At 57.8% G+C, this 25,630-nt stretch carries 22 protein-coding genes, 1 tRNA gene, 3 pseudogenes, 1 riboswitch and 1 other annotated feature; of the genes and pseudogenes, 16 read left to right on the top strand and 10 right to left on the bottom strand.

The genetic code is table 11. The annotated features are described in order from the left end of the window. Both B30_RS01920 and B30_RS01915 read left to right on the top strand, forming a co-directional pair. Window positions 1-288, top strand: a complete 288-nt coding sequence (locus B30_RS01920) for an HU family DNA-binding protein (RefSeq protein ID WP_009570294.1) — start codon at window positions 1-3, stop codon at window positions 286-288. A 69-nt stretch (window positions 289-357) separates the two neighbouring features. Continuing rightward, complete coding sequence (locus tag B30_RS01915; RefSeq protein ID WP_040401729.1) at window positions 358-1,218, top strand: DMT family transporter; 861 nt, start codon at window positions 358-360, stop codon at window positions 1,216-1,218. An 8-nt stretch (window positions 1,219-1,226) separates the two neighbouring features. Here the strand turns inward: B30_RS01915 and aroC are convergent, their stop codons facing one another. Continuing rightward, entirely contained in the window at window positions 1,227-2,333 is a 1,107-nt protein-coding gene (gene aroC / locus B30_RS01910; RefSeq protein ID WP_009570292.1) for a chorismate synthase, read from the bottom strand. A 157-nt stretch (window positions 2,334-2,490) separates the two neighbouring features. Continuing rightward, window positions 2,491-2,595, top strand: a riboswitch (TPP riboswitch). 43 nt (window positions 2,596-2,638) lie between these two features. Between aroC and thiB the strand changes: the two genes are divergently transcribed. The 3 genes from thiB to B30_RS01895 are packed head-to-tail and all read left to right on the top strand — an operon-like array spanning window position 2,639 to window position 5,821. Continuing rightward, window positions 2,639-3,613 (top strand): thiamine ABC transporter substrate binding subunit, encoded by a 975-nt coding sequence (gene thiB, locus B30_RS01905; RefSeq protein WP_009570291.1) that lies wholly within the window; start codon window positions 2,639-2,641, stop codon window positions 3,611-3,613. Continuing rightward, window positions 3,589-5,133 carry a thiamine/thiamine pyrophosphate ABC transporter permease ThiP gene (locus B30_RS01900; RefSeq protein WP_009570290.1) on the top strand — a complete coding sequence of 515 codons (1,545 nt, stop codon included), beginning with the start codon at window positions 3,589-3,591 and terminating at the stop codon, window positions 5,131-5,133. The genes thiB and B30_RS01900 overlap by 25 nt, the downstream gene beginning before the upstream one ends. Continuing rightward, window positions 5,126-5,821, top strand: a complete 696-nt coding sequence (locus tag B30_RS01895) for a thiamine ABC transporter ATP-binding protein (protein ID WP_009570289.1) — start codon at window positions 5,126-5,128, stop codon at window positions 5,819-5,821. The genes B30_RS01900 and B30_RS01895 overlap by 8 nt, the downstream gene beginning before the upstream one ends. Before the next feature lie 50 nt (window positions 5,822-5,871). On the opposite strand, the gene B30_RS01890 is transcribed toward B30_RS01895, so the two are convergent. The 6 genes from B30_RS01890 to dapF all read right to left on the bottom strand — a co-directional run bounded on the left by B30_RS01890 (window position 5,872) and on the right by dapF (window position 11,552). Then, window positions 5,872-6,690 carry a cytochrome c1 gene (locus tag B30_RS01890; protein WP_009570288.1) on the bottom strand — a complete coding sequence of 273 codons (819 nt, stop codon included), beginning with the start codon at window positions 6,688-6,690 and terminating at the stop codon, window positions 5,872-5,874. A 17-nt stretch (window positions 6,691-6,707) separates the two neighbouring features. Beyond that, complete coding sequence (gene petB / locus B30_RS01885; protein ID WP_009570287.1) at window positions 6,708-8,021, bottom strand: cytochrome b; 1,314 nt, start codon at window positions 8,019-8,021, stop codon at window positions 6,708-6,710. Window positions 8,022-8,032: 11 nt separating this feature from the next. Beyond that, window positions 8,033-8,596, bottom strand: coding sequence for a ubiquinol-cytochrome c reductase iron-sulfur subunit (gene petA / locus B30_RS01880; protein ID WP_009570286.1), 564 nt, complete (start codon window positions 8,594-8,596; stop codon window positions 8,033-8,035). A gap of 221 nt (window positions 8,597-8,817) precedes the next feature. Continuing rightward, window positions 8,818-9,444 carry a glutathione S-transferase gene (locus B30_RS01875; protein WP_009570285.1) on the bottom strand — a complete coding sequence of 209 codons (627 nt, stop codon included), beginning with the start codon at window positions 9,442-9,444 and terminating at the stop codon, window positions 8,818-8,820. A 12-nt stretch (window positions 9,445-9,456) separates the two neighbouring features. Continuing rightward, window positions 9,457-10,719, bottom strand: a complete 1,263-nt coding sequence (mtaB, locus tag B30_RS01870; protein ID WP_009570284.1) for a tRNA (N(6)-L-threonylcarbamoyladenosine(37)-C(2))-methylthiotransferase MtaB — start codon at window positions 10,717-10,719, stop codon at window positions 9,457-9,459. Further along, a complete protein-coding gene (gene dapF / locus B30_RS01865) occupies window positions 10,719-11,552 on the bottom strand; it encodes a diaminopimelate epimerase (RefSeq protein WP_009570283.1) in 834 nt (277 codons plus the stop codon). Before dapF ends, mtaB begins: the two co-directional genes overlap by 1 nt. Before the next feature lie 113 nt (window positions 11,553-11,665). Here dapF and B30_RS01860 point away from each other — a divergent pair. Together B30_RS01860 and B30_RS22715 are read left to right on the top strand one after the other, a co-directional pair. Next, window positions 11,666-11,741, top strand: a tRNA-Lys gene (locus B30_RS01860). Between the two features lie 126 nt (window positions 11,742-11,867). Then, window positions 11,868-11,942 (top strand): annotated as a pseudogene (locus tag B30_RS22715) (IS6 family transposase); the annotation flags it as partial. A gap of 204 nt (window positions 11,943-12,146) precedes the next feature. Here B30_RS22715 and B30_RS01855 read toward each other — a convergent pair. Beyond that, window positions 12,147-15,017, bottom strand: a complete 2,871-nt coding sequence (locus tag B30_RS01855) for a Hint domain-containing protein (RefSeq protein WP_009570282.1) — start codon at window positions 15,015-15,017, stop codon at window positions 12,147-12,149. 524 nt (window positions 15,018-15,541) lie between these two features. On the opposite strand from B30_RS01855, the gene B30_RS01850 reads away from it, so the two are divergent. Next, window positions 15,542-16,510, top strand: a complete 969-nt coding sequence (locus B30_RS01850) for a LytTR family DNA-binding domain-containing protein (protein ID WP_009570281.1) — start codon at window positions 15,542-15,544, stop codon at window positions 16,508-16,510. 130 nt (window positions 16,511-16,640) lie between these two features. Beyond that, window positions 16,641-16,916: pseudogene (locus tag B30_RS01845) on the top strand (Tn3 family transposase); the annotation flags it as partial. Window positions 16,917-17,214: 298 nt separating this feature from the next. Here B30_RS01845 and B30_RS01840 read toward each other — a convergent pair. Then, window positions 17,215-18,502: pseudogene (locus tag B30_RS01840) on the bottom strand (IS3 family transposase). Further along, window positions 18,122-18,238: a sequence feature (AL1L pseudoknot), on the bottom strand. It overlaps the preceding pseudogene by 117 nt. 703 nt (window positions 18,503-19,205) lie before the next feature. Between B30_RS01840 and B30_RS01830 the strand changes: the two are divergent. Genes B30_RS01830 through B30_RS01820 form a run of 3 tightly spaced genes read left to right on the top strand, consistent with a single transcriptional unit; the run spans window position 19,206 to window position 20,783 of the window. Continuing rightward, on the top strand, window positions 19,206-19,628 hold the full coding sequence (locus B30_RS01830) for a MerR family transcriptional regulator (RefSeq protein WP_009570278.1): 423 nt from the start codon (window positions 19,206-19,208) through the stop codon (window positions 19,626-19,628). Next, a complete protein-coding gene (locus B30_RS01825) occupies window positions 19,570-19,986 on the top strand; it encodes a carboxymuconolactone decarboxylase family protein (RefSeq protein ID WP_040401728.1) in 417 nt (138 codons plus the stop codon). Before B30_RS01830 ends, B30_RS01825 begins: the two co-directional genes overlap by 59 nt. Beyond that, window positions 19,983-20,783, top strand: coding sequence for a serine/threonine protein kinase (locus B30_RS01820; protein ID WP_009570276.1), 801 nt, complete (start codon window positions 19,983-19,985; stop codon window positions 20,781-20,783). The genes B30_RS01825 and B30_RS01820 overlap by 4 nt, the downstream gene beginning before the upstream one ends. Before the next feature lie 184 nt (window positions 20,784-20,967). Here B30_RS01820 and B30_RS01815 read toward each other — a convergent pair whose 3' ends face one another. After that, window positions 20,968-21,210: a transketolase-like TK C-terminal-containing protein gene (locus B30_RS01815; protein ID WP_009570275.1), complete on the bottom strand. Its 243-nt coding sequence runs from the start codon at window positions 21,208-21,210 to the stop codon at window positions 20,968-20,970. A 206-nt stretch (window positions 21,211-21,416) separates the two neighbouring features. Here B30_RS01815 and B30_RS01810 point away from each other — a divergent pair, with 206 nt between their 5' ends. From B30_RS01810 to B30_RS01795, 4 genes are all read left to right on the top strand, one after another. Further along, a complete protein-coding gene (locus tag B30_RS01810) occupies window positions 21,417-21,680 on the top strand; it encodes a hypothetical protein (RefSeq protein ID WP_009570274.1) in 264 nt (87 codons plus the stop codon). 69 nt (window positions 21,681-21,749) lie between these two features. Continuing rightward, on the top strand, window positions 21,750-21,986 hold the full coding sequence (locus tag B30_RS22300; protein ID WP_009570273.1) for a hypothetical protein: 237 nt from the start codon (window positions 21,750-21,752) through the stop codon (window positions 21,984-21,986). A 177-nt stretch (window positions 21,987-22,163) separates the two neighbouring features. Then, window positions 22,164-22,811 carry a BON domain-containing protein gene (locus tag B30_RS01800; protein ID WP_009570272.1) on the top strand — a complete coding sequence of 216 codons (648 nt, stop codon included), beginning with the start codon at window positions 22,164-22,166 and terminating at the stop codon, window positions 22,809-22,811. A 537-nt stretch (window positions 22,812-23,348) separates the two neighbouring features. Next, complete coding sequence (locus B30_RS01795) at window positions 23,349-25,352, top strand: protein-L-isoaspartate(D-aspartate) O-methyltransferase (protein WP_009570271.1); 2,004 nt, start codon at window positions 23,349-23,351, stop codon at window positions 25,350-25,352. Window positions 25,353-25,630: the final 278 nt, after the last annotated feature.

Raw genomic sequence — 25,630 nt, 5'->3', positions numbered from 1 at the left:
ATGTCGAAACCGATGACCAAGACCCAACTCGTTGCTGCTCTCGCCGAAGAGATGGGCTCCGACAAAAAATCTGCAGGGGCTGCTCTTGATGCAATCACTGCGCTCATCACCAAAGAAGTTTCCGGCGGTGGCGCTGTGACCCTTCCGGGTGTTGGCAAAATTTATTGCCGTGAACGTCCTGCACGCATGGTCCGCAACCCGCAAACGGGTGACCAGATGCCGAAAGACGCCGACAAGGTTGTGAAAATGACCATCGCCAAAGCGTTGAAAGACAGCGTAAACGGCTAATCGGTCGATTGAGTTATTTCTGGGAGGGGTCGCGCACAGTCGCGGCCCTTCTTCGTTTGGGGGCATGATATGGATATCAGAGCGATCGTAATGGGGTTGGCCTTCGTGCTGATGTGGTCCTCGGCCTTCACATCGGCTCGGATTATCGTTGCAGATGCGCCAGCGCTTGCGGCCTTGTCTGTGCGGTTTGCCCTTTCTGGTTTGGCGGGGGTGGCGCTGGCCAAACTGCTTGGTCAATCGTGGAATTTTACCCGTACACAATGGAAAAGCATCGTCCTCTTTGGTCTGTGCCAAAACGTTGCCTATCTGGGCCTGTATTTTTTGGCGATGCGGACGGTTGAGGCCTCCCTTGCGGCGGTTCTTGCCTCATCCATGCCGCTTGTCGTGGCTTTGCTTTCAACCCTAATCCTGCGCGAAACTCCTAAACCTATGGCGATCTTTGGCCTCGTGTTGGGGTTCATGGGGGTGTTGATCATCATGAGCACGCGCTTGTCGAGTGGCAGTGATCTTGTGGGGATTGCCATGTGTAGTGTCGGCACTGTCGCGCTTGCGATTGCGACGCTGGCTGTGCGGTCGACGAATGCCGGAGGCAATGTTTTGATGGTGGTTGGTGTGCAAAGTCTGATCGGATCGATGGTGCTTGCTGTGCTATCCCCGGCGATTGACACATATGAGCTCACCATGTCCGCCAAATTGGTCTGGGCGATGCTCTATACAACCTTCGTTCCGGGGCTCATGGCCACTTGGATTTGGTTCAAACTGGTTGAGCGCATTGGAACCGTCAAATCCGCAGCCTTCCACTTTCTCAACCCGTTTTTTGGCGTCGCGATCGCGGCGCTGTTGCTGGGCGAACATGTCAGCCAATGGGACATTTACGGCGTTTTGACCATCATGGCGGGCATTTTAGCGGTTCAGATGTCTAAGGCATGATTGGGGTCTTATTCGGCCCCAAATCTACCTCGCAACCCTTCGCCAACTTGACCACGATGCAGCAGCAGGTGATCCAAAATCACGCAAGCCATCATTGCTTCGCCCACAGGTACAGCGCGGATGCCGACACAGGGGTCATGACGCCCCTTGGTGATCAGGTCGGTGTTTTCGCCCGCCTGATTGATCGTTTTGCGCGAGGTGAGGATCGAGGACGTAGGTTTCACCGCAAACCGCACAACAAGGTCTTGCCCGGTCGAAATCCCGCCAAGAATACCGCCCGCGTGATTAGACCCAAACTCAGGCCCATTTGGCCCCATCCGCATCTCATCGGCGTTCTCTTCACCAGACAGACAGGCGGCATTCATCCCTTCGCCAATTTCGACACCTTTCACTGCGTTGATCGACATCATCGCTGCGGCCAAATCCGTGTCTAACTTGGCGTAAATCGGTGCGCCAAGCCCGGCGGGCGCGCCTTTTGCGACCACCTCGATGATGGCTCCAATCGAGGACCCGCTTTTGCGAACACCATCAAGATAAGTGGCCCATGTTTCGGCCGTTTTGGCGGAGGGCACCCAAAACGGGTTGTTGTCGATCTCAGAGAAATCGCGTTCTCCTTCGATCCCATGCGGGCCGATCTGGGTCATGTAGCCCTTGATCTCAAGGCCCGGCACCAATTCGGCCAAAACCGCGCGTGCAATACCGCCAGCGGCGACACGCGCCGCGGTTTCGCGCGCACTGGAGCGACCGCCCCCGCGATAATCGCGGATGCCATATTTTTGGAAATAGGTGATATCGGCATGGCCCGGACGAAAGGCTTGCGCGATCTCACCATAATCCTTTGAGCGTTGATCGGTGTTGCGGATCATCAATTGGATCGGTGTGCCCGTGGTCTTACCCTCAAACACCCCAGACAGGATTTCCACTTGGTCCGGTTCGCGCCGCTGAGTGGTGTATTTCGATGTTCCCGGCTTGCGTTTATCAAGCCAGACCTGAAGCATGTCCTCATTGATGGCGATACCTGGAGGACAGCCGTCCACTGTCGCGCCAAGCGCCGGACCATGGCTTTCGCCCCATGTTGTGAAACGAAACAGATGTCCGAATGTGTTCATGCTCATCGGGTGCTCCTCAGGTTTCCCCTGCTTTACCCGATGTCACATCCTTGAGCAATCAAGGGAAATCATTCTGTGGCGCACATAAAGCGCATCCTGAACCAACCTGTCTCTCCCGCAATGTCGGAGGGGCTTGAACTTCTCTCAAAGGGGCAATAGCGTGACCGACACCTCGGGGTGCCCGTGTGCAACACGGCTGAGATGCGAAAGCGGACCCGTTGAACCTGAACCGGCTAACACCGGCGGAGGGAAGGTATCAGCGATCACCATTCGCCACCTTTTTCTTCGCCCATTTTTGAATGGAGCGAGCCATGAAATATGGATTTACACTTGCGGCACTGGTTGCGGCCTCGGCGGCTCACGCAGACCCTTTGACCATCTATGCCCCCGACTATTTTGCCTCTGAGTGGGGGCCTGGCCCGGCGATCAAAGCGGCGTTTGAGGCCGAATGCGACTGTGAGATTGAATATGTCACGGGTGATTTGCTGCCTCGGATTCTGTTGGAAGGCGAGCGGACCAAGGCGGATGTGGCCATCGGTTTCAATTCCGATGTGACCAAGAAAGCCCGTGAAACCGGGCTTTTCGCGCCGCACGGGCTGGACCTGTCGCCGTTGACCCTGCCGCTTGAGTGGACGGACGACACGTTTTTGCCATTCAACTGGAGCTACACGGCCTTTGTCTATGACAACACCAAAATCAAAAATCCGCCGACGTCCTTCCATGACTTGGTGAATTCAGATGAGAATTGGTCCATCGCAATCCAAGACCCGCGCACGTCGATCTCGGGGCTGGCTTTGGTGTTGTGGGGCAAGGAGGTATTCGGGGACGACGCCGAAGCGGAATGGGCAAAATTGGCACCGAAAGTCACCACAGTGACCAAGGGCTGGTCCGAAGCCTACGGCCTGTTTACCGATGGTGAGGTGGACATGGTACTCTCCTACACGACCTCACCCGCCTACCACATCATCGCTGAAGAGGATGCCACCAAGTCCGCCGCACTGTTTGACGAAGGCCACTATTTCATGGTCGAACTCGCCGCAAAGCTGAAAGGCACCGATCAACCGGAGCTTGCGGATGCGTTCATGGCCTTTATCCTCTCTCCGACGTTCCAAAACATCATTCCGACGGCGAACTGGTCCTATCCTGCCGCTTTGCCACGCGATCAATGGCCGGATGCGTTCTCCGAATTGAACTATCCGGAAAAGGCCATTTTCCTGAATGAAGACGAAGCGGATGCGTTGCGGGACGAGGCGATTGCCGAATGGCGCACCGCGTTTTCGCAATAAGGCTTTGGCCGGGGCTCATCGCTGCGGCTTTGGTCGCAGCCTTGAGCCTTGGCACTCTGGGCGTTGTCGCGCTTCGGGCTGAAAGCTTTTCAACCCTGTCTAAATTTGACTGGATGGCGGTGCGGTTCACCGTTGTTCAGGCGCTGATCTCTGCGGGCCTGTCGGTGATCTTGGCGGTTCCCGTCGCACGCGGTTTGGCGCGGCGTGATTTTTATGGGCGTCGTCTTTTGATCACCCTTTTGGGTGCGCCATTTATCCTGCCGACGATTGTCGCCATCCTCGGCTTGACTGCGGTGTTCGGCAAAACGGGATTTGTCTCGATCGCGCTCAATTGGGCTGGATTAGAGCCGATTTCGATCTACGGTTTCCATGGTGTGATCCTTGCGCATGTGTTCTTTAATCTGCCGCTTGCAACGCGGTTGTTGCTTCAGGGTTGGGGCGCCATCCCGTCCGAGAGGTTCCGCCTTGCGGCGTCGCTTAATTTCTCTCCGCGCGACATGTTTCGCCACATCGAAGGACCGATGCTCAAAGAGATCATGCCCGGCGCGTTTGCTGTCATTTTTCTGATTTGCACCACCTCTTTTGCCGTCGCTCTGACTTTTGGTGGCGGACCGAAAGCCACCACCGTTGAACTCGCAATCTACGAGGCGTTTCGCTATGATTTCAACCTCGGTAAAGCCTCACTTTTGGCGCTGATCCAAGTGGTGATCTGTGCGGTTGCTGCCTTTGTATCGCTGAAATTTCGGGTTCCCCAGGTGGGAGGGGCTGGGTTGGATCGCCCTGTGCAGCGGTTCGATGTTCATAAGTTGAGCGCACGGGGGGTGGATTTGTTTTGGATCATGATGGTCAGTCTCTTCTTGCTCCTGCCGCTTCTGGCCATCGTCCTGCGTGGCGCATATGGGGTGTTTGATCTGCCCATCTCCGTTTGGTCTGCGGCCGCGCGTTCCCTTGTGACCGCTCTTGGATCGGCCGCATTGGCGATCATCTTGTCCCTGTCGCTTAGTCTCTCGGCACTGCGCTGGCGGTGGTTGGAAGGCATCGGCATGACGGCCATTGCAGCCTCGCCGCTGGTCATGGGCACAGGGCTTTACATAGTGCTTTTTGCTGTGGCCGATCCGGCGGATTGGGCTTTGTTCATCACTGCTTTGGTCAATGCGGTGATGTCCTTGCCGTTTATTTTGCGCGCGATTGGGCCCGCTTTGGCGACAACGGAGCGAACTTATGGGCGCTTGTCCGACAGTCTTGGGCTGATGGGATGGACCCGCGTGCGGCTTGTTCTGTGGCCCAGGTTGCGCGGGCCTGTGGGCTTTTCGGCCGGGTTGGCTGCGGCGCTGTCGATGGGGGATCTTGGCGTGATCGCCCTTTTTGCGCGCCCTGACTCCGCAACACTCCCGCTGCAAATCTACCGCTTGATGGGGTCTTACCGGGTGGATCAGGCGATGGGGGCGTCTTTACTGCTTCTTGGGCTGAGTTTGGCTTTGTTTTACATCTTCGATTTCTGGGGGAGACGCCGTGCTTGAGTTCCGAAATCTGCGCCTAACGCAGGGCGATTTTACTCTCACCGCTGATTTCCAAGTGCCAAAAGGCGCGCGGGTGGCGGTGATTGGACCTTCAGGGGCGGGAAAATCGACGCTTCTGTCGCTCATCGGGGGATTTGAGACCCCTGATGACGGCGACATTCTTTGGCGGGGCAAGCCCTTTGGCCTATCCGCGCCTTTTGAACGCCCGATTTCACACCTGTTTCAGGACAACACGCTTTTTGCTCATATGACCGCGGCGCAGAATGTCGGGCTTGGGCTTAGGCCAAGTTTGCGCCTGTCCAAATCTGAGCAGAGCGCAGTATCCGAGGCGCTGCGGGCCGTGGGACTTGAGGGTTTAGAAACCCGGCGCCCGGGTGCGCTTTCGGGCGGACAGCAAAGCCGCGTGGCTTTGGCGCGCGTCCTTGTGCAGCAAAAGCCGTTGATCCTGTTGGATGAGCCGTTTTCGGCGCTTGGTCCGGCGATGCGGCATGAGATGATTGATCTGGCGAAAGAGGTGTCGGAGCGCTTAGGGGCGACGATGTTGATGGTCACCCATGATGTGTCGGATGTGGACCGTTTCGCGGATCTGGTGATTTGGGTGGAGGGCGGGACCTGTCAACCGCCACGGCCATGGGCAGAGATGAAAGCGGACCCGCCACAGGGACTTTTGGATTACATCGGCACATGAAAAAAGCGCCCCAAATTGGGGCGCTTTCTCATTTCTAACTCTTCGGTCGCTTAAAGCGACGTCTTTTTGCCTTTATGCGGCGCCCAGAGTTTTTTGTTGGTCAGGTAGAGCAAAGAGGTCAGCAGCACCAAGAAGGTCACGGCCATAAAGCCGGCCCGCTTGCGTGCCATCATCTTCGGCTCAGCGGCCCACATCAAAAAGGCAGCCACGTCTTCGGCTTCATGGTGCAGCTCATTGGAGTGACCATCAGCATATTCGACGTCTTCCCCGTAAAGGGGCGGAGCCATGGCGATCCAACCGGTCGAGAACGCGGTGTTTTCGTAATAGGTGGTGCCAGCTTCGACCTTTTCCTCACCGGTGTAGCCGGTCAGGATGGAGACGATGTGCTCCGGGCCACCAATGCCTTTGAGGAACTGGTTGATGCCAGTGCCGTAAGGACCGTGAAACCCCGCACGCGCCTTTGCCATCAAGGACAGGTCAGGTGCGTTTTGCGAATTGTTGGCCGGGAAGTGGTCGTTCGCGGTCAACGGGCGCGCAGCACCTTCGTTATAGTCGAAAAGCTGCATGTTGGAGGCTTCGTCATTCACCGACAACTGGGCCGCATAAGCGCGGACCTGATCTTCGGGGAGTGCCGGGCCACCTTCGTCGGCCAGCGTACGGATCGGCACGAATTTCATGCCGTGACACGCCGAACAGACCTCGGTGTAAACTTGCAGACCGCGCTGAAGCTGCATCTGGTCAAATTTACCGAACGGTCCTTCGAAGGAGAAATCCACATCATGGACATGTCCGCCTTCGCCTGCGGCGATCGCCCCACCGGTGGACAAAGCCAGCGCGGTGAGGGCGGAGAGGGTAAGTTTCTTCATCATCGTCCCTGTTTCCTTTCTCACTCGGCCGCGCCCGGGTAATGGGCGGCAAAGTCTTCTTCGATCGTGGCCGGAGTCGGCAGCGGTTTCTCGATCACACCCAAGAGCGGGAGGATGACGAAGAAGTAGGCGAACCAATAGGTTGCACCGATCAGCGAGATATACGGGTAAATCCCATCGGTCGGCATGGCGCCCACCCACATCAGCACAACGAAATCGACAGCCAACAGCGCAAACCACCATTTGAACATCGGGCGGTATTTGCCCGAACGCACCGACGATGTGTCGAGCCAAGGCACAAGCGCCATGGCGATGATCGCACCAAACATGGCCAAGACGCCGAAGAATTTCGCATCAACGATGCCGCCGGTGATGAAGGAGACCGCTTGCACGGCCCAAACATCGGCGGTGAAGGCACGCAGGATGGCGTAGAACGGCAGGAAGTACCATTCCGGCACAATATGCGCAGGCGTCGAAAGCGGGTTTGCTTCGAGGTAGTTGTCCGGGTGGCCGAGGAAGTTCGGCATAAAGCCAACAACCGCGAAGAACACGACCAAAACCACGCCGAGCGCGAAGAGGTCTTTGATCACGAAATACGGCCAGAAGGGCAGGGTGTCTTTCTTGGCTTCGGCTTTCGAGGTGCGGCGCACTTCAACACCCGTCGGGTTGTTGTTGCCGGTGGTGTGGAAGGCCCAGATGTGAACGATCACAAGGCCCGCAATCACGAAGGGCAGCAAATAGTGCAGCGAGAAGAAGCGGTTCAGCGTGGCGTTGTCCACAGCCGGCCCACCCAAGAGCCAGGTTTGGATCGGTTCGCCCACAAAGGGGATCGCGCCAAACAGGCCGGTGATCACGGTGGCGCCCCAGAAGGACATTTGACCCCAAGGCAAAACGTAACCCATAAAGCCGGTCGCCATCATCAACAGGTAGATGATCATGCCGATGATCCAAGTGATCTCACGTGGGGCTTTGTAAGACCCGTAGTAGAGACCGCGGAAAATGTGCAGATACACGGCAAAGAAGAACATCGACGCACCGTTGGCGTGCAAGTAGCGCAGCATATGACCGCCGTTCACGTCACGCATGATATGTTCGACAGAGGCAAAGGCCATATCGACATGCGGCGTGTAATGCATCACCAAAACAATGCCGGTGACGATCTGAAGCCCAAGGCAGAACGCGAGCACGATGCCCCAGATCCACATCCAGTTCAGGTTTTTCGGGGTCGGGATCATCAAGGTGCCGTGGATCAGGCCGATGATCGGAAGGCGGGACTCGACCGCCTTGGTGAAGCCCGTTTTGGGCTCATAATGGTCGTGCGGAATACCAGACATAAGTTCCTCCCTCAGCCCAGAACGATTTCGGTGTCGCCATCAAAAGCAGCGACAGGAATATCGAGGTTGCGCGGAGCCGGACCTTTGCGGATACGGCCAGCGGTGTCGTAATGCGACCCGTGACAGGGGCAGAACCAGCCACCGAAATCACCGGCGCCATCGCCCAGAGGCACACAGCCAAGGTGGGTGCAAACACCCATCATCACCAACCATTCACCCGCTTCATCAAGCGTGCGGTTTTCGTCGATGGCGGTTGCGTCAGCGGCGATGTTGGCGTTTTCAGCTTTTGGATCAACAAGATCGCTCAGCTCAACTGCGCGGCCCATGTCGATCTCGTCTTGGGTGCGGCGGCGGATGAACACCGGCTTGCCGCGCCATTTGACGGTCAGCTGTGTGCCAACTTCGACGCCGCTGATGTCAACACGGATCGACGACAGCGCCTGAACATCGGCAGAGGGGTTCATTTGATTGACCAGCGGCCAGACGGCGGCGCCTGCGGCGACTGCACCTGCGCCACCAGTGGCGTAGTACAGGAAATCGCGGCGGGTGCCTTCGTGTTCTTCTACATGGGACACGAGCAAATCTCCATTGTCTCAAGCCGGGTCCGTCCGGCGAATGCATGAGAGGCCGCAATTGGATGCAGCCCTTCCGGGCCGCTTTTAGCGAGGCGATGCGCTCACGTCCAGCATACAATGGGGCGCAAAGGCGCGCGATCTGTCGCGGTGTGGCGCAAGAGGAACGACATTTTGGGTTTCGCATGATCTGTGACCGCTAACGAAACCGAAAATGCCATAACTTAAGGAAAAACCACCGGAATCGCTAAGGTTTCCCATTTGGGATACCGCGTCATGATGGTTGCAAAGCGATCTGATGCGAGAAAGCGGTCAAGCCATCCGCGCACCCCCGGCCAGTCCTGCGCGTCAAACCATGCGCGATCCACATTCGCGTATTGCCGCACAAAGGTGATCGTGGCCAGATCGGCAAAGCTCGGTTGGTTCCCATAGAGCCAAGGGGTCACTTGGAGTTGGGCCTCTACGCGCTGCAAAATCTGTGCCGCCGTGTCGCGTTCGGTCACTGGATCAGCGCCGTTATAGCGCGGGGCGTATTTGTAGCGATCCAGCGCGAATTTGAACGGGCCTTCGATGGTAGCGATCCAATCCCGCCTTTTTGGCGGCATATCCAAAAGCCCCTCAGGGTCATTTTGTGCCAAGGCCCAGTCCATAATGTCGCGGCTTTCGTCGATCACGCGATCGTCAATGATCAACACGGGCACCGTGCCTTTGGGTGAGGCGGCCAACATCTCTTGCGGCTTATCGCGCAACAGGATCTCACGCAGTTCGACCTCAATCCCGGCACTTAAAATCGCAAGACGTGCACGCATGGCATAGGGACAGCGGCGGAAGGAATACAGGATCGGCCTCATGTTCGCATTCCCCTAGGCTAAGAGCTGCGTGCCTTTGAGGCCAAGTATCTTGGCTTTGACAATCGCGCCTTCGGTTTGCGCTGTGGCAAAGGTGACTTCGGTGAATTGTTCGGTGCGACCCATATGTGGGTTTTCCATGAGAATGATGTGGTCCCGCCCAATTTGCGCCTCAAGGTGGCGTTGCACCTGAACATCTCCGGCCTCCCGCAACCGTGCGGCGCGGGCTTTGATGACAGTCCCGTTCACCTGATTGGGAATCTTCGCGGCCGGGGTGCCTTCGCGTTTGGAATATGGAAAGACATGCAACCAAGTGAGATCGCATTCGCTCACCAATTTCAGCGAATTCTCAAAATGCGCCTCGGTTTCGGTCGGAAATCCGGCGATGATATCGGCGCCAAAGGTCATATCCGGGCGCAGTTTGCGGGCCTCTTCGCAAAACCGGATCGCATCGTCGCGCAAATGGCGGCGAGCCATACGTTTGAGAATCAGGTCATCACCATGCTGAAGCGACAGGTGCAAATGCGGCATCAAACGCGGCTCGGTTGCAATCGCCTGCATCAGCATCTCGTCGGCCTCGATGGAATCGATCGAGCTGATCCGCAGGCGCGGCAGGTCCGGCACCAGTTTTAAAATCCGCATCACCAGATCGCCGAGATGCGGTTCTGCCGGTAAATCTGCCCCCCAGGAGGTCAGATCGACCCCGGTCAGCACCACCTCATTATAGCCTTTGTCCACCAGTCGTTTGATCTGATCGACCACGACCCCGGCGGGCACAGAGCGGGAATTGCCGCGACCATAGGGGATGATGCAAAAGGTGCAGCGGTGATCACAGCCATTTTGCACCTGAACATAGGCGCGAGAGCGGGTGCCGAAACCGTCGATCAAATGTCCGGCAGTTTCCGTCACCGACATGATGTCATCGACTTGAACGCGCTCGGTCCGGCCAATGAAATCCGGGCCCATGCGAGACCATGTTTCCGGCTGCATCTTTTCCGTATTGCCGATGACCAAATCGACCTCGGCCATTTTGGTAAAGGTCTCTGGTTCCGTCTGGGCGGCACAGCCCGTGACGATGATTTTGGCCTCGGGATTGTCGCGTCTGAGTTTGCGAATCTCTTGCCGGGCTTTGCGCACGGCTTCTGCTGTCACGGCGCAAGTGTTGATCACCACGGCGTTTTCAACCCCCGCTTTCGCGGCGAGGTCTTTCATCGCTTCGGTTTCATAGGCGTTGAGGCGACAGCCGAGTGTCGCGAATACAGGCGGTTTTGTGGACATCAGACACGCTCCAGAAAGGAGGCATCAAATTCTGCTTTGAACACCAATTGTGTCGGTCCGGTCATCCAAACACCATCCTCACGCCAATCGAGCGTCAGCCAGCCGCCATCGACCTCCATCCGCACCTTTTTATCGGTGAGGCCGCGTAGGTTCGCGGCAACGGCCGTGGCGCAGGCGCCCGACCCACAGGCCAGCGTGATTCCCGTGCCGCGCTCCCAGACCCGCATCCTGATTTCATTTCGCGCGCGCACTTCGGCAAATTCCACATTGGTGCGTTGCGGGAACAACGGGTCGAATTCGACCTTGCGGCCCCATCCGGCGACATCGGTTTCCTCGGCATTTGGCACAAAGAACACCACATGAGGGTTGCCCATGCCGACAGCGACAGGATCGCCATCGAGTGGCAGATGCTCCACATCCACCGGGCGCGAAAGAGGCACCTCATCCCACATCAGTTGCGGATGACCCATGTTGACCGACACCTCATCGCCCGCACGCCGAGCGATCAAAATCCCGCGTTCGGTGCGAATCGTGACCTCGTCTTTGCCGGTCTCATCCAAGATCAACCGCCCGACACAGCGCGTGGCATTGCCACAGGCACCTGCGCGCGAGCCGTCAGAGTTCCAAAAGTCGAGATCAATATCCGCCATGTCCGACGATCTGATCTCTGCCAGTTGATCAAATCCCACGCCCCGGTTGCGATCGCCAATGGCGCGCGCAAGCTCCGGCGTGACCACAGCAGCGCTGCCCCGAGAATCAAAGATCACGAAGTCATTGCCAAGCCCGTGCATTTTCAGAAAGGGGAGGCGGGAAGGGGGGTGCTCATGTTGCATGTGCGGGCATATAAACCTTGTTCGAAGCTTTTCCAAGAAAATCTCTGATTTCTGCTTGACGCCCCCGCGCTGCAACTGTAGTTCCCCCGGCACAGCCGAAAGGCAAAGAGAGTGGGCCGGTAGCTCAGTTGGTAGAGCAACTGACTTTTAATCAGTAGGTCTCGGGTTCGGATCCCGACCGGCTCACCACTTTCATCATTGACGAACGACAGTAAGTTTGTCGCTTTCGACAGAAGTTAGGCGCCTATCGACACGTCGATTGGCGCTTTTGCTTTTCCGGCGTAGCGGTATTGGCTGAAATTTTGAGAGATTTGCAGACTTCACTTGACCATCTGCTACCATCGGCTCGAAGCTTTCGAGGCGTGGAAATCCGCGGCAAACGTCGCTTGATGTCCTATCAGCACCCAATCTTGCGGACTGGGCGAGTTAATGTGACAACACCCATCGTGACAAAGGTGTCCGGCCCGCGCTCGTGGCGGGCCAGACGGAACTTAGAGGGGTATCGGTGCCGCCGCCGATACCCCCTGGTCCGCGACTGAGGGGGGGGTCCCGGACCTGCCTCCCGATGGTACACGGGAGGTATGCGTGCCTGCCTCAGTGCAGAATGTTGGCGGTCTGCCCGCTTCCGTTCACGGAAACTAGCAGCCGCGCCACCACCCCGTTGACCACGGGCCGCGCCAGATCGGGCTTGCGGGTTGCCTCGTCGGCGCCTAGTTCCGGGAACAGCGCAAAGATTTCTTCCCGCGCCTCCGGGTTGAGCGATTTGAGCGCCTCGACCCCGGTGTAGAGCGATTCCGACGCCGCGCCTTCGGCGAAGACGATCTCGTGTCGATTGAAGAGGAAGTGCCAGTATTCCACCTCCCGCGCCTCGCGCTCCACGCAGACCCCTTCGAGGCCAAGCAACTGCCGCGCCGCCAATAGCACCTCATGGGTGCCGAACATCAGTTCGGCATGGGGCGAGCGGAACAGCACCCTGTGCTGTGGCGAAACCACGAGGTCGCGCACCGGCAGGTCGGTGTCCAGAGCGCCGGCCCTAATGCGGATCGGGCGTAGCTTCGGCATGGCATCCAGCGCCTCGGCACCCAGTCTGCGGTGGCCGATCCAGCGGATCGGTTTGAATCCGTTGTCGAGCGTTAGCACATTGTCGCCCACCTTGAGGTTCTGGATTTCAACCTCGCCGCGGGGGGTCATAATTCGCGTGCCGCGGGCAAAGCAGATCACCCGAGTGTTTTCGGCATTCAAATCTGCGGACGTGACAGGGTTGCCATCAGGGCTGTAAAGCTCCAGCCCACTCGCCGCATCAAGCACGCCATCGCCCTGGTCGGCGCGCAGCCACCCCAGCGGCGAGGCATAGGTTTGCGTCGGGTTCGCCGCGTTCCATTCTGCGAGCGTGGTCTCGTTGTAAAAGGTCGAAAGATCGACGACATCGTTGTCGCTTTCGTCATCGTCGCCGATGCCCGAAGTCGCATCAAAATCGGTGATCGTGTCACCACCGTCATCGACAATAAACAGGTCAGCGCCATCGCCTCCCGTCAGGGTATCGGCCCCGGCGCCGCCGATCAGCGTATCGGCACCCAGACCGCCCAGAAGCTCGTCATCGCCTTCGCCGCCATCGAGGCTATCATCGCCCGAACCGCCGTCCAGCACATCGGCCCCCACGCCCCCCGCAAGCGTGTCGGAACCCGCGCCGCCCGTCACGGAATCGTCGCCCGCGCCGCCGGTAATGGTGTCATTGTCGAGGCCGCCATGAATCGTGTCGTTGCCGGCGCCACCATTGATCGTGTCATCGCCAGCGTAGCCGAAGATCACATCTGTGTCTCCGTCAGTACCGTCGATCTGGTCGCCCTGCGCATCGGTGTAACCGATATCCATGACGTCATCGCCCGCCGTGCCATCGACAATGTTATTGGCCACGGGGCAGACCAGTTCCCAGTCTTCATCCACCACGGCGGCGGTTTCAAAACTGGTGTAGGTGACGCCGTTATAGGTCAGGTCGTTACCGTTCGAGGACCAAGTGCCGGTGTCGCTGTCATAGGTCCAGCCAGCCTCCGTGGCGGCGGAGACAAAGCCCGTATCGCCCGCCGCGACGCGCAGCGACAGTGCATCGGTTCCGAGGCCGCCGTCGATATAGGCAGTTACGCCATCGGCCACCGTTCCCAGAATCAGCGTGTCGTCCCCGCCCTGAAGATAGATGCCCGTGCCGATATCCCAGTTGTCGCCGATCTCCAGATAGTCCGAGCCCGAAATCGAGCCGGTCCAGTGGCTGCCCAGAGTGAAATTGTTGCCGATTTCAACGTGGTTGGTGTTGTCCACGCCACCCATGAAAACATAGGTGCCCACCGAGACATCATCGCCCATCACCACGTTCTGGACGTTGTTCGAACCGCCCATCGAGAGGTCGAGACCGATGCTCACCCCATCGCCCAGCGACAGGGCATAAGAGTCGTTCGAGCCACCCATGGCAATGGACAGATCGATGTTCGTATTGTCGCCCACCCCCACGCAGATATCCGAGGACGAGCCCCCGGCGTAAATCGCACTGACATTACCTTCGCTGCCCACAAGGATACGCCCGTTGATGTCTGACCCGCCCATACCGATGTAGCCGGTGTCGACGCGATCCCCCACCGTGATGTCGATATCGTTGAAGGAACCGCCGACCGCGATGTCCCCGACCGAAACGTCGTTGCCGACGGCAACAGTCATGTCGCCATAGCTGCCCCCCATGTAAACATTGCCCTGAACGGTGCTACCGTCACCAACGGTGACCGAGCCGGAATACCCTGACGTATCGTCCGTGAGATTAATATAGCCGCTGCCGTTCATCACAATATCGTCGCCGATGGTGCTGTTTACACCAGCGGAGAAGCTGTTGTGGGTATAGCTGCCGTCCATCGACACGCCGTACTCAAATACGGCGTTGTCGCCCACCGAGAAGGTCTGGCTTCCGGTTTCAGAAAGCGTGCCCCAGCCGTCGAAGTTGACCGTCGAATTGAATGTTGCGCCCGAACCGAAGGTTACGGTCGAGTCTCCGTTCGAGCCGATCAGTGCACCGTTCATCGTGACATCGTTGCCTGCGACAATCGTCATCTGATCGGTCAGCGGCGCGGTGATCGCACCTAGCGTGGCCCCATCATCGACGTTGATGGTCAGCGTGTCGCCGGATGAAGAGATGTTGAGGTAATCGGCATCCACGCCCGCGCCGATATTGACAGTGGCATTCGTGGTCCCTTGGATCCACATCGTGGCGCCGCCGACAAGGTTATTCGTGACCAGAGACTGCTCGATGTTGACGGTAAAACTGGCCGACCCGTAAAACCACAGCGAACTGCTCAGGTTCCCGTCCAGATAGTAGGCGTCCCCCTCTTGTGGCGTCAGTGCACCCGCCTGAACCTGCGTGTAGTTGTTGACGTTTCCATCGTCATGAACCTCGGGATTACTGGAAACAATGTAGTAGTTGGTCATCTCTTGTCCTCATGCGTGGCAGCGCGCCGAGAATCGACAAAAAGTCGGCGGCAGATTGTGGCAAGCCGATGGATCAGAGGTTGGGTGCGTGTTTCGGCAACACCGGAAACGCCAGGCCGCAAAGGATTGGGCCTCTGCGCCCGCACACGACGGAAACGCGAAGCTCGCCTCTACTCGGCCTTACTACCCACACGACTTAAGTCGACAGCCAGTTACAGTCTCTTCCCGACCTTTCCCGTCGCCCTCAGCCCCCATAGCCAGACGAACGGTATGAACCCTTTCAGATCACCAAAAGGGGGGGCGGCCGATCAGAACCGCCATTGCAGGGTGTCCCGGATTGCTCCGCAAACCCCCAATATGCTCCGGAAAACCACAACTTACAGGCCTTGGCTGAGTGGAAACCCAAGTGGCTGTAGTGTGTTGCGGCCAATCTCGATTTTACCTATGCTCAGCGTGCAGCACGAACACGGCGAACTCGATACCGGTTGGTATAAGGGAATACTAACTACGGGAAATGAATCCAGATGCGGAATGTCGAACTGCAAATCGAGATGATGAGTTGCGCTCCATTGTTGCTGCGCCTAGGCGAAATATCGCAAATATTGCGCCATCGTTTCATCGTTGTGTTGATTTGCGTCGTCACCTTGCCGATCGTCGTCGAACCCGCCCTCTTCCTGCGGCGGTTTAGTCTTGGCGACATCGCCTTTCAGCTCCTGCAACCCATTCTCAGCGTTGCGCTATTTCTCGGACAGTTCTGGCTCGTCGCTCTGGTGGCAAAAGGGAAACCCCGCGTTCGCGTGCATTTTACGGCAATTATGGCGATCGCAATCCTCATCCCTCAGTTGCTCCTGACCGAGGTCTACTCGGCTTTGTACTCCGTGTATTACGCGGATGCTCTGATACGAGCCGTCTTGTTGTTCTTTTGGAACCTTCTTCTGGCTGAACTTTCTCTGGCCTTCTCCGTTCGCTTTCTTATGCCAACGATCTTGCGGGAAATCCGCTCAAAAGAGCCCGACGCTGGTCACTTCAAAACACTGGGGATCGAGGATGAGGCTCCTCGTGTTTTCGCACCGGATGAGAAGGCAGTTGCGCGCGATGGCTCCAGCCCATCCCACGACATGCTTCCAAAGGAGACTGAACCCGAAGAAGAAGCGTCGCATATGTTTGTGTGGCGCGAGGTGAGCGTGCCCATGTGCTCCTTGCGCTTGGTGCAGGCGGACGGAAACTATGTCACCATCTTTGCCGAGGAGGACAGCCATTTCGTTCAAGGGCCCTTCTGCTCCGTAATTGAAAGCATAGATCCCGATATCGGCGTGCTGGTGAACCGTTCGCTTTGGGTTGCCTTCACGCAGGTTGTCGGAGCCCGCCGCGAGAAGGGCGAGCTCTTTCTCACCCTGCGCGACGATACGACCATCAAGGTCGCGCGCCCGCGTCAAACGCAAGTCAGCGAAACTATGGAGCAACACCTGCCCGAGGTCCGTCTGGTATCCTAGCTTCGGTTCTCTGCGATTGTCTAACGTCAGCGTTTATGGGACCAAATAGGGCGATTTGCTAAGAGAGGGTTTGTTGCTCATCGTAGCCACCGAGGAGTGGACTATGAGAAAGACAACGAAGAGCCCGGGCGCCCAGATCGGCCTTAACAATGGTGAAGCGCACCACGCTTTGAAAAACGCCCTGCGGATTGGTTGCCAAGGCGAAATCAGGGATCGATCCAGCCGAGCACAAGATGACCGCCTGGCGGGACTCAATCTATTGGCCACAATCATCATTTATTGGAATACGAAACAGCTCGGCAAAATCATTGCCAATCGCAGACGGGCTGGACTTGACGACCCAGAAGACCTGCTCTCACATGTCTCTCCGCTTGGATGGGCGCATATTCTGATCACAGGCGAGTAGAGATGGCCTAAAATCACCCCTAAAACCCCTTAGCGCAGGATTCCGCAACTGACCCCGGAACTGCCGGTAGTCTAAGGAGTGAAAGCCGTACTCCCGCGTCCTCAAAGCAGACGTGGGGGGCATTTCCACGCCACATCCCCTAAGCAACTTTGGCCTGATGCCCTCCCGCATCCGCAGCAGCCCCCAAAGAAAACTTAGCATTTAGCGATTTCAACCGGTCAGCTTCGTTTTGCAAAATTTGCAGCGCTGCGGTCGTTTCTGAAACGCCCCGGTTTCATCGGAGACCTATGGCTTCACTTCACGCGACCATATCGAGCACGTCGCGCTGTGCATAGAAGTTCTCTTCTGACTCTGCCGGCGGGATGTTTCCGATGGGTCCAAGCAGGCGCCGGTTGTTGAACCAGTCGACCCTGCCGAGGGTTGCCATTTCCAGATCCGGCATGTTGCGCCACGGGCCCTGGCGGTGAACCAGCTCGGTTTTGTAGAGGCCGTTTATAGTTTCCGCGAGTGCGTTGTCATATGAGTCACCGACGCTGCCGACCGATGGTTCGATGCCCGATTCGGCCAAGCGCTCGGTGTATCGCATGGACAAATATTGCCCGCCGCGATCCGAGTGGTGGACCAATCCGCTCTTTTGGACGGGCCGTCGATCGTGCAGGGTCTGCTCAAGAGCATCGAGAACAAAGTCAGTTTTGGCTGACCGCGAGACCCGCCATCCCACGATGCGATCGGCGAATGTGTCGATGAGCGAGACCTTGTTCGCCATTGGCTCCAGAACAATGGTCGAGCGGCCACATAGAGTTCGGCATGAGGCCGCCATCGGTCCGAGGACCATGCCGGACGCCCTGCCAGGTTGACACGTAAGTAAAATCACTGACCCACAGCAGGTTCGGCGCAGGCACCCGGAACTGACGGTTCACCTTGTCACGCGGACAAGGCGCTGACGTGTCTGGAACCGTTGTTTTGACCACCTTGCCGCGCACAGCTCCACGGATGCCGATCTGCTTCATCAAGCGTGCAACCGTGCAGCGGGCCACGTCAAAGCGCTCGCGCTTCATCTGGTGCCACGCCTTGCGGACGCCATAGACCTGATAGTTTTCATCCCAAACCCTTTTGATCCGTGGCCGCAATTCCGCATCCCGCTGCTGTCGCACCGATGCTTTGGAAGGATCAGCGCGACATGTGAGGCGGTGATAAAACGTTGACGGCGCAATCGGCAAAACCCTGCAAATTGACTCGACGCCGTAAACAATGCGCTGATCTTCAATGAAGGCGATCATCGCTTCCGTGGGCGATCAAGTTCCGCCTGCGCAAAGTTGGCCGCCGAAATGCTACCGGTCCGAGTGACAAGGTCAACGCTGACGCCTTGCGGAGTATCTCGTTCGCCTGGCGCAGCTCCCGGACCTCACGTTCCAGGGCCTTGATCCGGTCCCGCTCCTCAGTGGTCACGCCATCGCGCATGCCGCTGACTTTCTCGGCCTGCTTGACCCATTCGCGCAGAGTTTGGGGATACAGCCAATCTTGGGTGCAATGGCCGCGATCGCGCCCGCCTGCGTTTCGCATGAGCCTTGATGCTCGAACACCATCCGGACCGCACGTGCGCGGACTGGTTTTGCGGGTGCGGTGCTCAGAGGATGAGCGTGCCGCCTGGTTGCGCAAAGCCCGTGCCCAGGAGCGATCCCTGTCCGACTATGGCCCCAAATTCTAAGCAAACGGAGAGGAAACGGTCGTGAACTCCGGAAAAAGCATCATCGACCAGATTCAGGACGCCTTTGGCGAAATGGAAGATGCAGGGCTTTCTGGATGAGCTGGCAGAACTGCCCGAGGCGGAGGGAGCTCCGCGGGCAGAGGAAACAGAAGCGCCTGAAAGTGCGGATCACCAGCGCGGCAATTCGTGAGACGGCTTTTCGGTCATAGCTCGCTACCGGCCCCGCCTTCCCCTGCCTTATTGGGGGGGCGATGTCAGGCGGGGCCGGATGTGCAAAGGAAGCCGGAAAATCCACATGAGTGAGACGACAAGTATCGAGTGATTGTGGGGTTTCCGGCGGGCCTGTGTTGAGTGACTGGGCGATAGGGATATGTCAATATCGCGGTATACCACTGCGCTCGCCTGTGCCTACCAAACCTCGTTGTGCATATTGGGAGCTCCGCAAAAGCGGCCGTTCGAAGATGGAGCATCTAACGGCAGGAAAGTGCCCATTCTACCAATTGCGATGTCAGAAAATACCTTGACTTAGAGTGCGCTCAAACCCCTAGCCTTGGAGGCGTCTGGATGAGAATCAGAGTGCCATGAAGATCAGCGAACTCGCAAAACGCACGGGGCTATCGGCTCATACGATCCGCTATTATGAGCGGATCGGGCTTTTACCTTTTGCTGATCGTGATGCTGGCGGACAGCGCGATTATGACGAAGCCATCCTCGTTTGGATTGGTTTTCTCAAACGCCTGAAAACCACCGGTATGCCGATACGTGAAATGCTGCTCTATGCCGAACTTCGCGCGCAGGGGGATCAAACTGGACCTCAGCGACGTAAGCTATTGGAACTGCATCGCGAGCGGGTGCGTGAGCATTTAGCCGAATTGGAAGCCTCCCTTCTCGTCCTCGACACCAAAATCGACACCTATGTCGAAGCCGAGAAAAGGACGCAAAACCATGACAATTCAACTCAAATCCGAAGAAACCAGATTGGAGCGCGGGCAGCGCGCTCTTGAAACCATCGACGGTCAAGCCGGACAGAACGTGATCGACGCGTTGGCCGATATCGCACCGGATTTCGCCACCTACCTGTTCGAATTTCCTTTCGGTGATATCTATTCCCGCCCTGGGCTTTCGCTGCGCGACCGGGAGGTTGCAACCATCTCGGCGCTGGCCGCAATGGGAACCGCCCAGCCACAGCTCAAAGTGCATCTCGAAGCGGGCTTGAACGTAGGGATTTCGCAAGAAGAGATCACTGAAATCCTGATGCAGATGGCGGTTTATGCTGGCTTTCCGGCCGCGCTGAACGGGCTGTTTGCGGCGAAAGAGGTGTTTGCCGCACGAGCGTCAGAACAAGCGGAGGAACGAACATGAAACCGAACCGCCGCACCGTTCTTGCCCAAGCGATAGCGCTGTCCTTCGCCTTTTCTGGCAGGGCGAGCGCCGCCACCCCACAACCTCTGTTTGACAAGGTGAACTCCGCCGTCGGCATGGACTTCGACGCGCGAGGCAACCTGTTCGTGGCCGAGTGGGGCGCAGGGCGCATCAGTCGTTTCGCACCAGATGGCGCGCGCACAACTTTTGCAGAGGGGCTTTCCGGCCCGTCCGGCCTTGCCATCGCGCCAGACGGGGCGATCTTTGTCGCCTCCTATTCGAGCGATCTGATTTGGCGATTCACGCCCGAAGGTGAGCGCAGTACCTATGTGACCGGGCTGGCAACGCCTGCTGGTCTGAGTTTTGACCGCGCGGGGCGGCTCATGGTTGCGAACCGACGAAGCAATGAGATTCTGACGGTCGAAAACGGCGCGCTTACTTCTGTCATCAAGGGCCTGAACACGCCCGTAGGTGCTGTTCAAACCCCTGATGGTGGCTTTGTCGTTTCAAATATCGGTGGCGGTGTCACGATCCTGCGTCCGGATGGAACCAGGGTCGAAGCAGGTGGGGAGTTCAATACTCCGGGACCGGGGATCACAATAACACAGACCGGTCGCGTTTTTGTTGTCGACTATGGCGGAACGACTGTGCGTGAAATCCTGATGGATGGTGGTTCAAGGGCTGTTGCGGATGGATTTTCAAGTCCTGTCGGCCTTGTCATCACGCCGGATCAGAGCGCTCTGCTGACAGCAACGTGGGGCGAGAGAGCCGTATTTCGTATTCCGCTTCCCTCATGATCAACACTCCATCCTTCAAAAAAGATTAAAGTGTTGCGACTGTGGGAAGGTTCAATTTAATCCTGACCCGCTCTACTATTTTCTCTGGAGTAAGCCCGAATTGCTCATAAAGTTCTTCGGAGCTCGCTGATGCGCCAAGATTGTTGACCCCAACAGCATTCTCACTTGCACCAACATATCGCTCCTAGTCGAAGGGGCCGGCGGCTTCGATGGCAATTTGCGGGCCCTTGCCAAGTGTCTCGGCGCGGTGGTTGTAGGGCTGCTGGTCAAACAGGTTCCAGCACGACATTGAGACAACGGTCACGTTAATATTCCGATCCTGCAGCAATTTCGCAGCCTCAATTGCGAGAGCGACCTCGGGGCCCGTGGCGACAAACGTGATGTCCCGTGAACCGTCAGATTCGTGGACGACGTAACGTTCGCTCATTCCTTGATTGTTGGACTGGTCATGTCAGTTTCGGTTTCTCTTGCCTGATTATTTGGTCGGCGCCGTCCGTGTTTTTCGTAACGCGTTTGGCATTGGGAATGTCGTTCGAGAGTGCCCGCGCATGGGCGTCTTCGGGCGTGTGGTCATTGTCCAGCCATCTTTGAACAAGACGCTCTTCAAGAACCTCCAAAGGTGTCTCAAGATAAATGCTGTGGTCGAATACGGTGACAGCTGATGTCGCGCAGTCGATCATCGGGATCGTCAAGGATCACCACATCGTCGATATCTGGCAAAACGAGATGGCGCAGAACAACATGCGCAACGCCATCGACGATTATTCCTTCGATGTCATGCGCGATGAGAAGGGCATCGACACTCCCCTCGACCTTCTCGATGACATCGAGCTGCGGATCATGGATAAGGGCACGATACAGCGACACACTGAGTTGGGCGAGACCACAGTCAAGTGAATCGTCCGCGAGTTCCTTAAGGAAGGCATCCTGATTGAGACAGGTGCGTGCCCCTGCAAGAACGGATTCATGGCCGTTTACCTCATCGACCTGACCAAGGTTGAGGTGTTGGAACCGACGCTTGTGCGCGGTGCTGAACGATTGGCCACTCGTTTCCGCCATCCAGCGCAACCTTGCGTGGATGGAAACGCGGGGTCTGATCCACGAGGTGACCGGGCAGCGGCGGTATCGGATGTGGCGTACAACAACATCGTCCGATCAAAGAAAATGGGCGAGTTCCTGATTTCGGGAGAAATCCATGCCTAAGATGGAATGAGCTGCTACGCAGGATAATCGGCGCGTGTTCTGGCCTCGAGAACACGCTGGCCCGGAGAAGTCGGGCCCTCGTCCAGCGCCTTTCGGAACGGTCGTTGCGAGCCGTCAATGCCAATAGGGATACGCGTAGATATCATCCCCAATGTGGTTTGCAAAGTGGAGGAAGAAATGACTGACAAGCAACTACGACAGGATATCATCGACGAGCTTGATTTCGAGCCAAGCATTGATGCTGCCGACATTGGCGTGGCAGTCGATCAGGGCGTCGTGACGCTGACAGGGCATGTCTGCAGCTACAGCGACAAGCTCACAACGCTGGACATCGTTGAAAACGTCGTGGGTGTCCGTGCGATCGCCGACGAACTTGAGGTTCGACCAATTGGTGCCCATATCACAGCCGACGATGAGATCGCGAAACGCGTCGCCAATTTGCTGAATTGGAACATATCGGTGCCGGAAGACAAAATTCATGCCACCGTCGCCAAGGGCCGGGTCACCTTGGAGGGCGATGTGGAATGGCGATATCAGGCTGATGCTGCGGTACGGGCTATCGGTCGGTTGACGGGCGTCATCGGCATCAATAACCATCTCAAGGTTCGACCTGCGGTAAAGGCTTCGGACGTATCGGAGCGGATCAAGAAGACCCTCGTGCGCGATGCGGAACTCGATGCCACAGGAATCCGCGTGGCGGTTCATGATGGGACCGTGACGCTTGAGGGGAAAGTCCGTTATCTGGGCGAACGCAGGAGTGCGGAGCGCGCGGCGTGGGCGGCTCCCGGGGTGACGAACGTCATTGATCATCTGGCGGTGATGTGACCGCCAGATTTCAAACCGGACGGCGCGGCGAGGCGACGGACCGTCCAGACCTTGCAATCAGTTCACCCCCCACTCAGGTCTTGGGTCCAGTTCATGCGTTCAACCGATGTACGAGGATTGGGCGGGGGACGCCTGTTTCGATATGTGCTTGGTTGGAGAGCCGCTCGTAAGGAGAGCAGGGTGGATCCGTTGATTGCCGTAGATGGTGAGGGTGCGCACGTGATGCAGGTATGTAATGAAAGTGACAAAGAGAAATATCCGTCGTGGTGATACAACTGGAAAGCGCTGAACAAAAGGACGCAACGCTCGTGGTAGGTGGTGAACCTTCTGAACCGGTGCCATCAGAAGAACCGGTGACACCGCCAAAGGAGATGCCAGAACCTTCACCGAAGGAGTATCCCGAACCGCCCAGCGAATTGCCACCTGCACCGCCACCTGAGGCTCTGCCCGGAAGCTGCGGTGGAGTGATCAAGGATACGCTTGGACCGGTATAGCGGAAATTCTCCAGTCACAGGAGGGCCTGAGAGGAGACCTGACATGTCTGGCTATAATGATCTTCGCAAGGAAATGGTCGAACGTCAGATCAAGGCGCGCGGGGTGCGCGATCCGCTGGTTCTGGATGCGATGGCGCGAGTGCCGCGCGAACGTTTCGTGCCGGACCGCCTGAAAGGTCAGGCTTATTGGGACCGTCCCCTGCCCATCGACGCCGGTCAGACCATTTCGCAACCCTATATCGTGGCCTACATGATCGAGGCCCTGGCACTCAAGGGGGGCGAAAAGGTGCTCGAGATCGGCGCGGGTTCGGGCTATGCCGCCGCTGTTCTGGCCGAAATTGCGAGCGAGGTATATACCATCGAACGCCATGGAACGCTGGCCGCGAAGGCGTCGACGGCGCTGCAGGACGCTGGTTATACAAATGTTCACGTCTTTCATGGTGACGGCACCAGGGGCTGGGAAGACGAGGCGCCGTTCGATGCTATCCTTGTATCGGCCGGAGCACCCTTCGTGCCCGAAACGCTCAAGTCCCAATTGGCCAGAGGCGGGCGGATGGTGGTGCCCGTGGGCAGCGACCCGCGTGCCCAGGAATTGGTCCGCGTCACGCGGCACGACAAGGGGCAGTTCGACCGCGAGGATCTGGCCGATGTGCGCTTCGTGCCCCTGATCGGCGAACAGGGCTGGGAAGGCGAGCCGGAGGACACGCAAACAGCACCTCCGCGCCTGATCCAGCACCGTCCACGCCAGTCCGAGGCATTGCCGAGGCTCATTCGCACCTTCGCCGAGCCATTCGAGGATGTGGAGAATGCACCGCTCGACATGATGATGGATCGCATCGGCGATGCCCGCGTCGTTCTGATTGGCGAGGCAAGCCACGGCACGTCCGAGTTCTACCGCATGCGCGCGCTCATCACGAAAAGACTGATCGAGGAAAAGGGCTTCACCATTGTTGCCGCCGAGGCCGACTGGCCCGACGCCGCCCGCATCGATCACTATGTGCGCCACCGCGAGATGCCGCCGTCGGAGTGGCAAGCATTCGCCCGTTTCCCCACATGGATGTGGCGCAATGAGGAGGTCCGTGCCTTTACCGATTGGCTGCACGATTGGAATGCGCCGCGTGCTCCGCTGACCCGCGTCGGCTTCTACGGTCTGGACCTCTACAGCCTGTTCAACTCAACGCTGGCGATCATCGACTATCTGGAAGATGTTGACCCCGATCTCGCCCGGATCGCCCGCCACCGTTATGGATGCCTCAGCCCGTGGGAGGCCGATCCGGCGGCTTACGGTCACGCGGCCCTCACAGGGGCTTATCGCAACTGCGAGGACGATGTGACCGCGATGCTCATTGATCTGATGCGAAAACGTCAGGAATATGCGCTGAGCGATGGCGAGAGATTTCTGGACGCGGCGCAAAACGCGGCACTGGTGGCCAATGCCGAGAAATATTACCGGATCATGTATTACGGCTCGCGCGCTTCTTGGAACCTGCGCGACGATCACATGTTCGAAACCCTTCTGAACGTCATGAAATTCCACGGAGAAGGTTCACGCGCGGTGGTCTGGGCACATAATTCCCATATCGGCGATGCCCGGGCGACCGAAATGTCACGTCGGGGGGAGCGCAACCTGGGCGAGCTTTGTGCGCGCGGGTTCGGCAACGAAAGCTACCGGATCGGGATGGGTACAGATCGTGGTACGGTCGCCGCGGCCAGCGACTGGAACGGTCCCATGGAGGTCAAGCAGGTCAGGCCATCCCACCTGCAAAGCTATGAGCGGCAATTCCACCTTTCCGGCCTGCCGGGACTTATCCTGCCGCTGCGGGCGGGACACGAACTGGACGTCGCGACGGAATTGTCGAAGCCGAGGTTGGAGCGGGCGATCGGGGTAATCTATCGCCCCGAGACCGAGCTTGCCAGCCACTATTTCGAAGCCGAGCTTCCCCGCCAGTTCGACGAATATATCTGGGTCGACAAAACCAGCGCGGTGATGCCGCTGACGACGGGACAGATTCGGGGCCTGCCCGATACCTATCCCTTTGGGACATGAACAGAACCCTGCCCGCTGAAAACGTTACCCCGTTTCAAGGGGTGGCGTGTTCTTTACAGCAGCATCGCCGCCGGTCGGGGACGTCGCGTAGTGCCGTCTGCATTCGTCCTCACCACCACGGACGACACGCAGCCCGGCCAGCGACCTCGTGCGTTCGGCCATGACGGTGCGGCGACCCTCGGGCCAATCTGGTGCCGCGAAATCGTACTGTCGATGATGGCGGTCAATGGCCGACATTTTGCCAGATCGGATACCTCTTACGGCCGCTCCAGCGTTCA

The sequence above is a fragment of the Celeribacter baekdonensis B30 genome (genome assembly GCF_000299875.1).
Taxonomy (GTDB): Bacteria; Pseudomonadota; Alphaproteobacteria; order Rhodobacterales; family Rhodobacteraceae; genus Celeribacter; species Celeribacter baekdonensis_A.
Note: the sequence above shows the minus strand (reverse complement) of the source record. Positions and strands in the feature narration are given on the sequence as shown.

What these genes read in the sequence shown, in the direction of transcription:
- B30_RS01920 (WP_009570294.1), top strand. Translation starts at nt 1, where the DNA reads ATGTCGAAACCGATGACCAAGACCCAACTCGTTGCTGCTCTCGCCGAA.
- B30_RS01915 (WP_040401729.1), top strand. Translation starts at nt 358, where the DNA reads ATGGATATCAGAGCGATCGTAATGGGGTTGGCCTTCGTGCTGATGTGG.
- aroC (WP_009570292.1), bottom strand. Translation starts at nt 2,333, where the DNA reads ATGAGCATGAACACATTCGGACATCTGTTTCGTTTCACAACATGGGGC.
- thiB (WP_009570291.1), top strand. Translation starts at nt 2,639, where the DNA reads ATGAAATATGGATTTACACTTGCGGCACTGGTTGCGGCCTCGGCGGCT.
- B30_RS01900 (WP_009570290.1), top strand. Translation starts at nt 3,589, where the DNA reads ATGGCGCACCGCGTTTTCGCAATAAGGCTTTGGCCGGGGCTCATCGCT.
- B30_RS01890 (WP_009570288.1), bottom strand. Translation starts at nt 6,690, where the DNA reads ATGATGAAGAAACTTACCCTCTCCGCCCTCACCGCGCTGGCTTTGTCC.
- petB (WP_009570287.1), bottom strand. Translation starts at nt 8,021, where the DNA reads ATGTCTGGTATTCCGCACGACCATTATGAGCCCAAAACGGGCTTCACC.
- B30_RS01875 (WP_009570285.1), bottom strand. Translation starts at nt 9,444, where the DNA reads ATGAGGCCGATCCTGTATTCCTTCCGCCGCTGTCCCTATGCCATGCGT.
- mtaB (WP_009570284.1), bottom strand. Translation starts at nt 10,719, where the DNA reads ATGTCCACAAAACCGCCTGTATTCGCGACACTCGGCTGTCGCCTCAAC.
- dapF (WP_009570283.1), bottom strand. Translation starts at nt 11,552, where the DNA reads ATGCAACATGAGCACCCCCCTTCCCGCCTCCCCTTTCTGAAAATGCAC.
- B30_RS01855 (WP_009570282.1), bottom strand. Translation starts at nt 15,017, where the DNA reads ATGACCAACTACTACATTGTTTCCAGTAATCCCGAGGTTCATGACGAT.
- B30_RS01850 (WP_009570281.1), top strand. Translation starts at nt 15,542, where the DNA reads ATGCGGAATGTCGAACTGCAAATCGAGATGATGAGTTGCGCTCCATTG.
- B30_RS01830 (WP_009570278.1), top strand. Translation starts at nt 19,206, where the DNA reads ATGAAGATCAGCGAACTCGCAAAACGCACGGGGCTATCGGCTCATACG.
- B30_RS01825 (WP_040401728.1), top strand. Translation starts at nt 19,570, where the DNA reads ATGACAATTCAACTCAAATCCGAAGAAACCAGATTGGAGCGCGGGCAG.
- B30_RS01820 (WP_009570276.1), top strand. Translation starts at nt 19,983, where the DNA reads ATGAAACCGAACCGCCGCACCGTTCTTGCCCAAGCGATAGCGCTGTCC.
- B30_RS01815 (WP_009570275.1), bottom strand. Translation starts at nt 21,210, where the DNA reads ATGAGCGAACGTTACGTCGTCCACGAATCTGACGGTTCACGGGACATC.
- B30_RS01810 (WP_009570274.1), top strand. Translation starts at nt 21,417, where the DNA reads ATGCTGTGGTCGAATACGGTGACAGCTGATGTCGCGCAGTCGATCATC.
- B30_RS22300 (WP_009570273.1), top strand. Translation starts at nt 21,750, where the DNA reads ATGGCCGTTTACCTCATCGACCTGACCAAGGTTGAGGTGTTGGAACCG.
- B30_RS01800 (WP_009570272.1), top strand. Translation starts at nt 22,164, where the DNA reads ATGACTGACAAGCAACTACGACAGGATATCATCGACGAGCTTGATTTC.
- B30_RS01795 (WP_009570271.1), top strand. Translation starts at nt 23,349, where the DNA reads ATGTCTGGCTATAATGATCTTCGCAAGGAAATGGTCGAACGTCAGATC.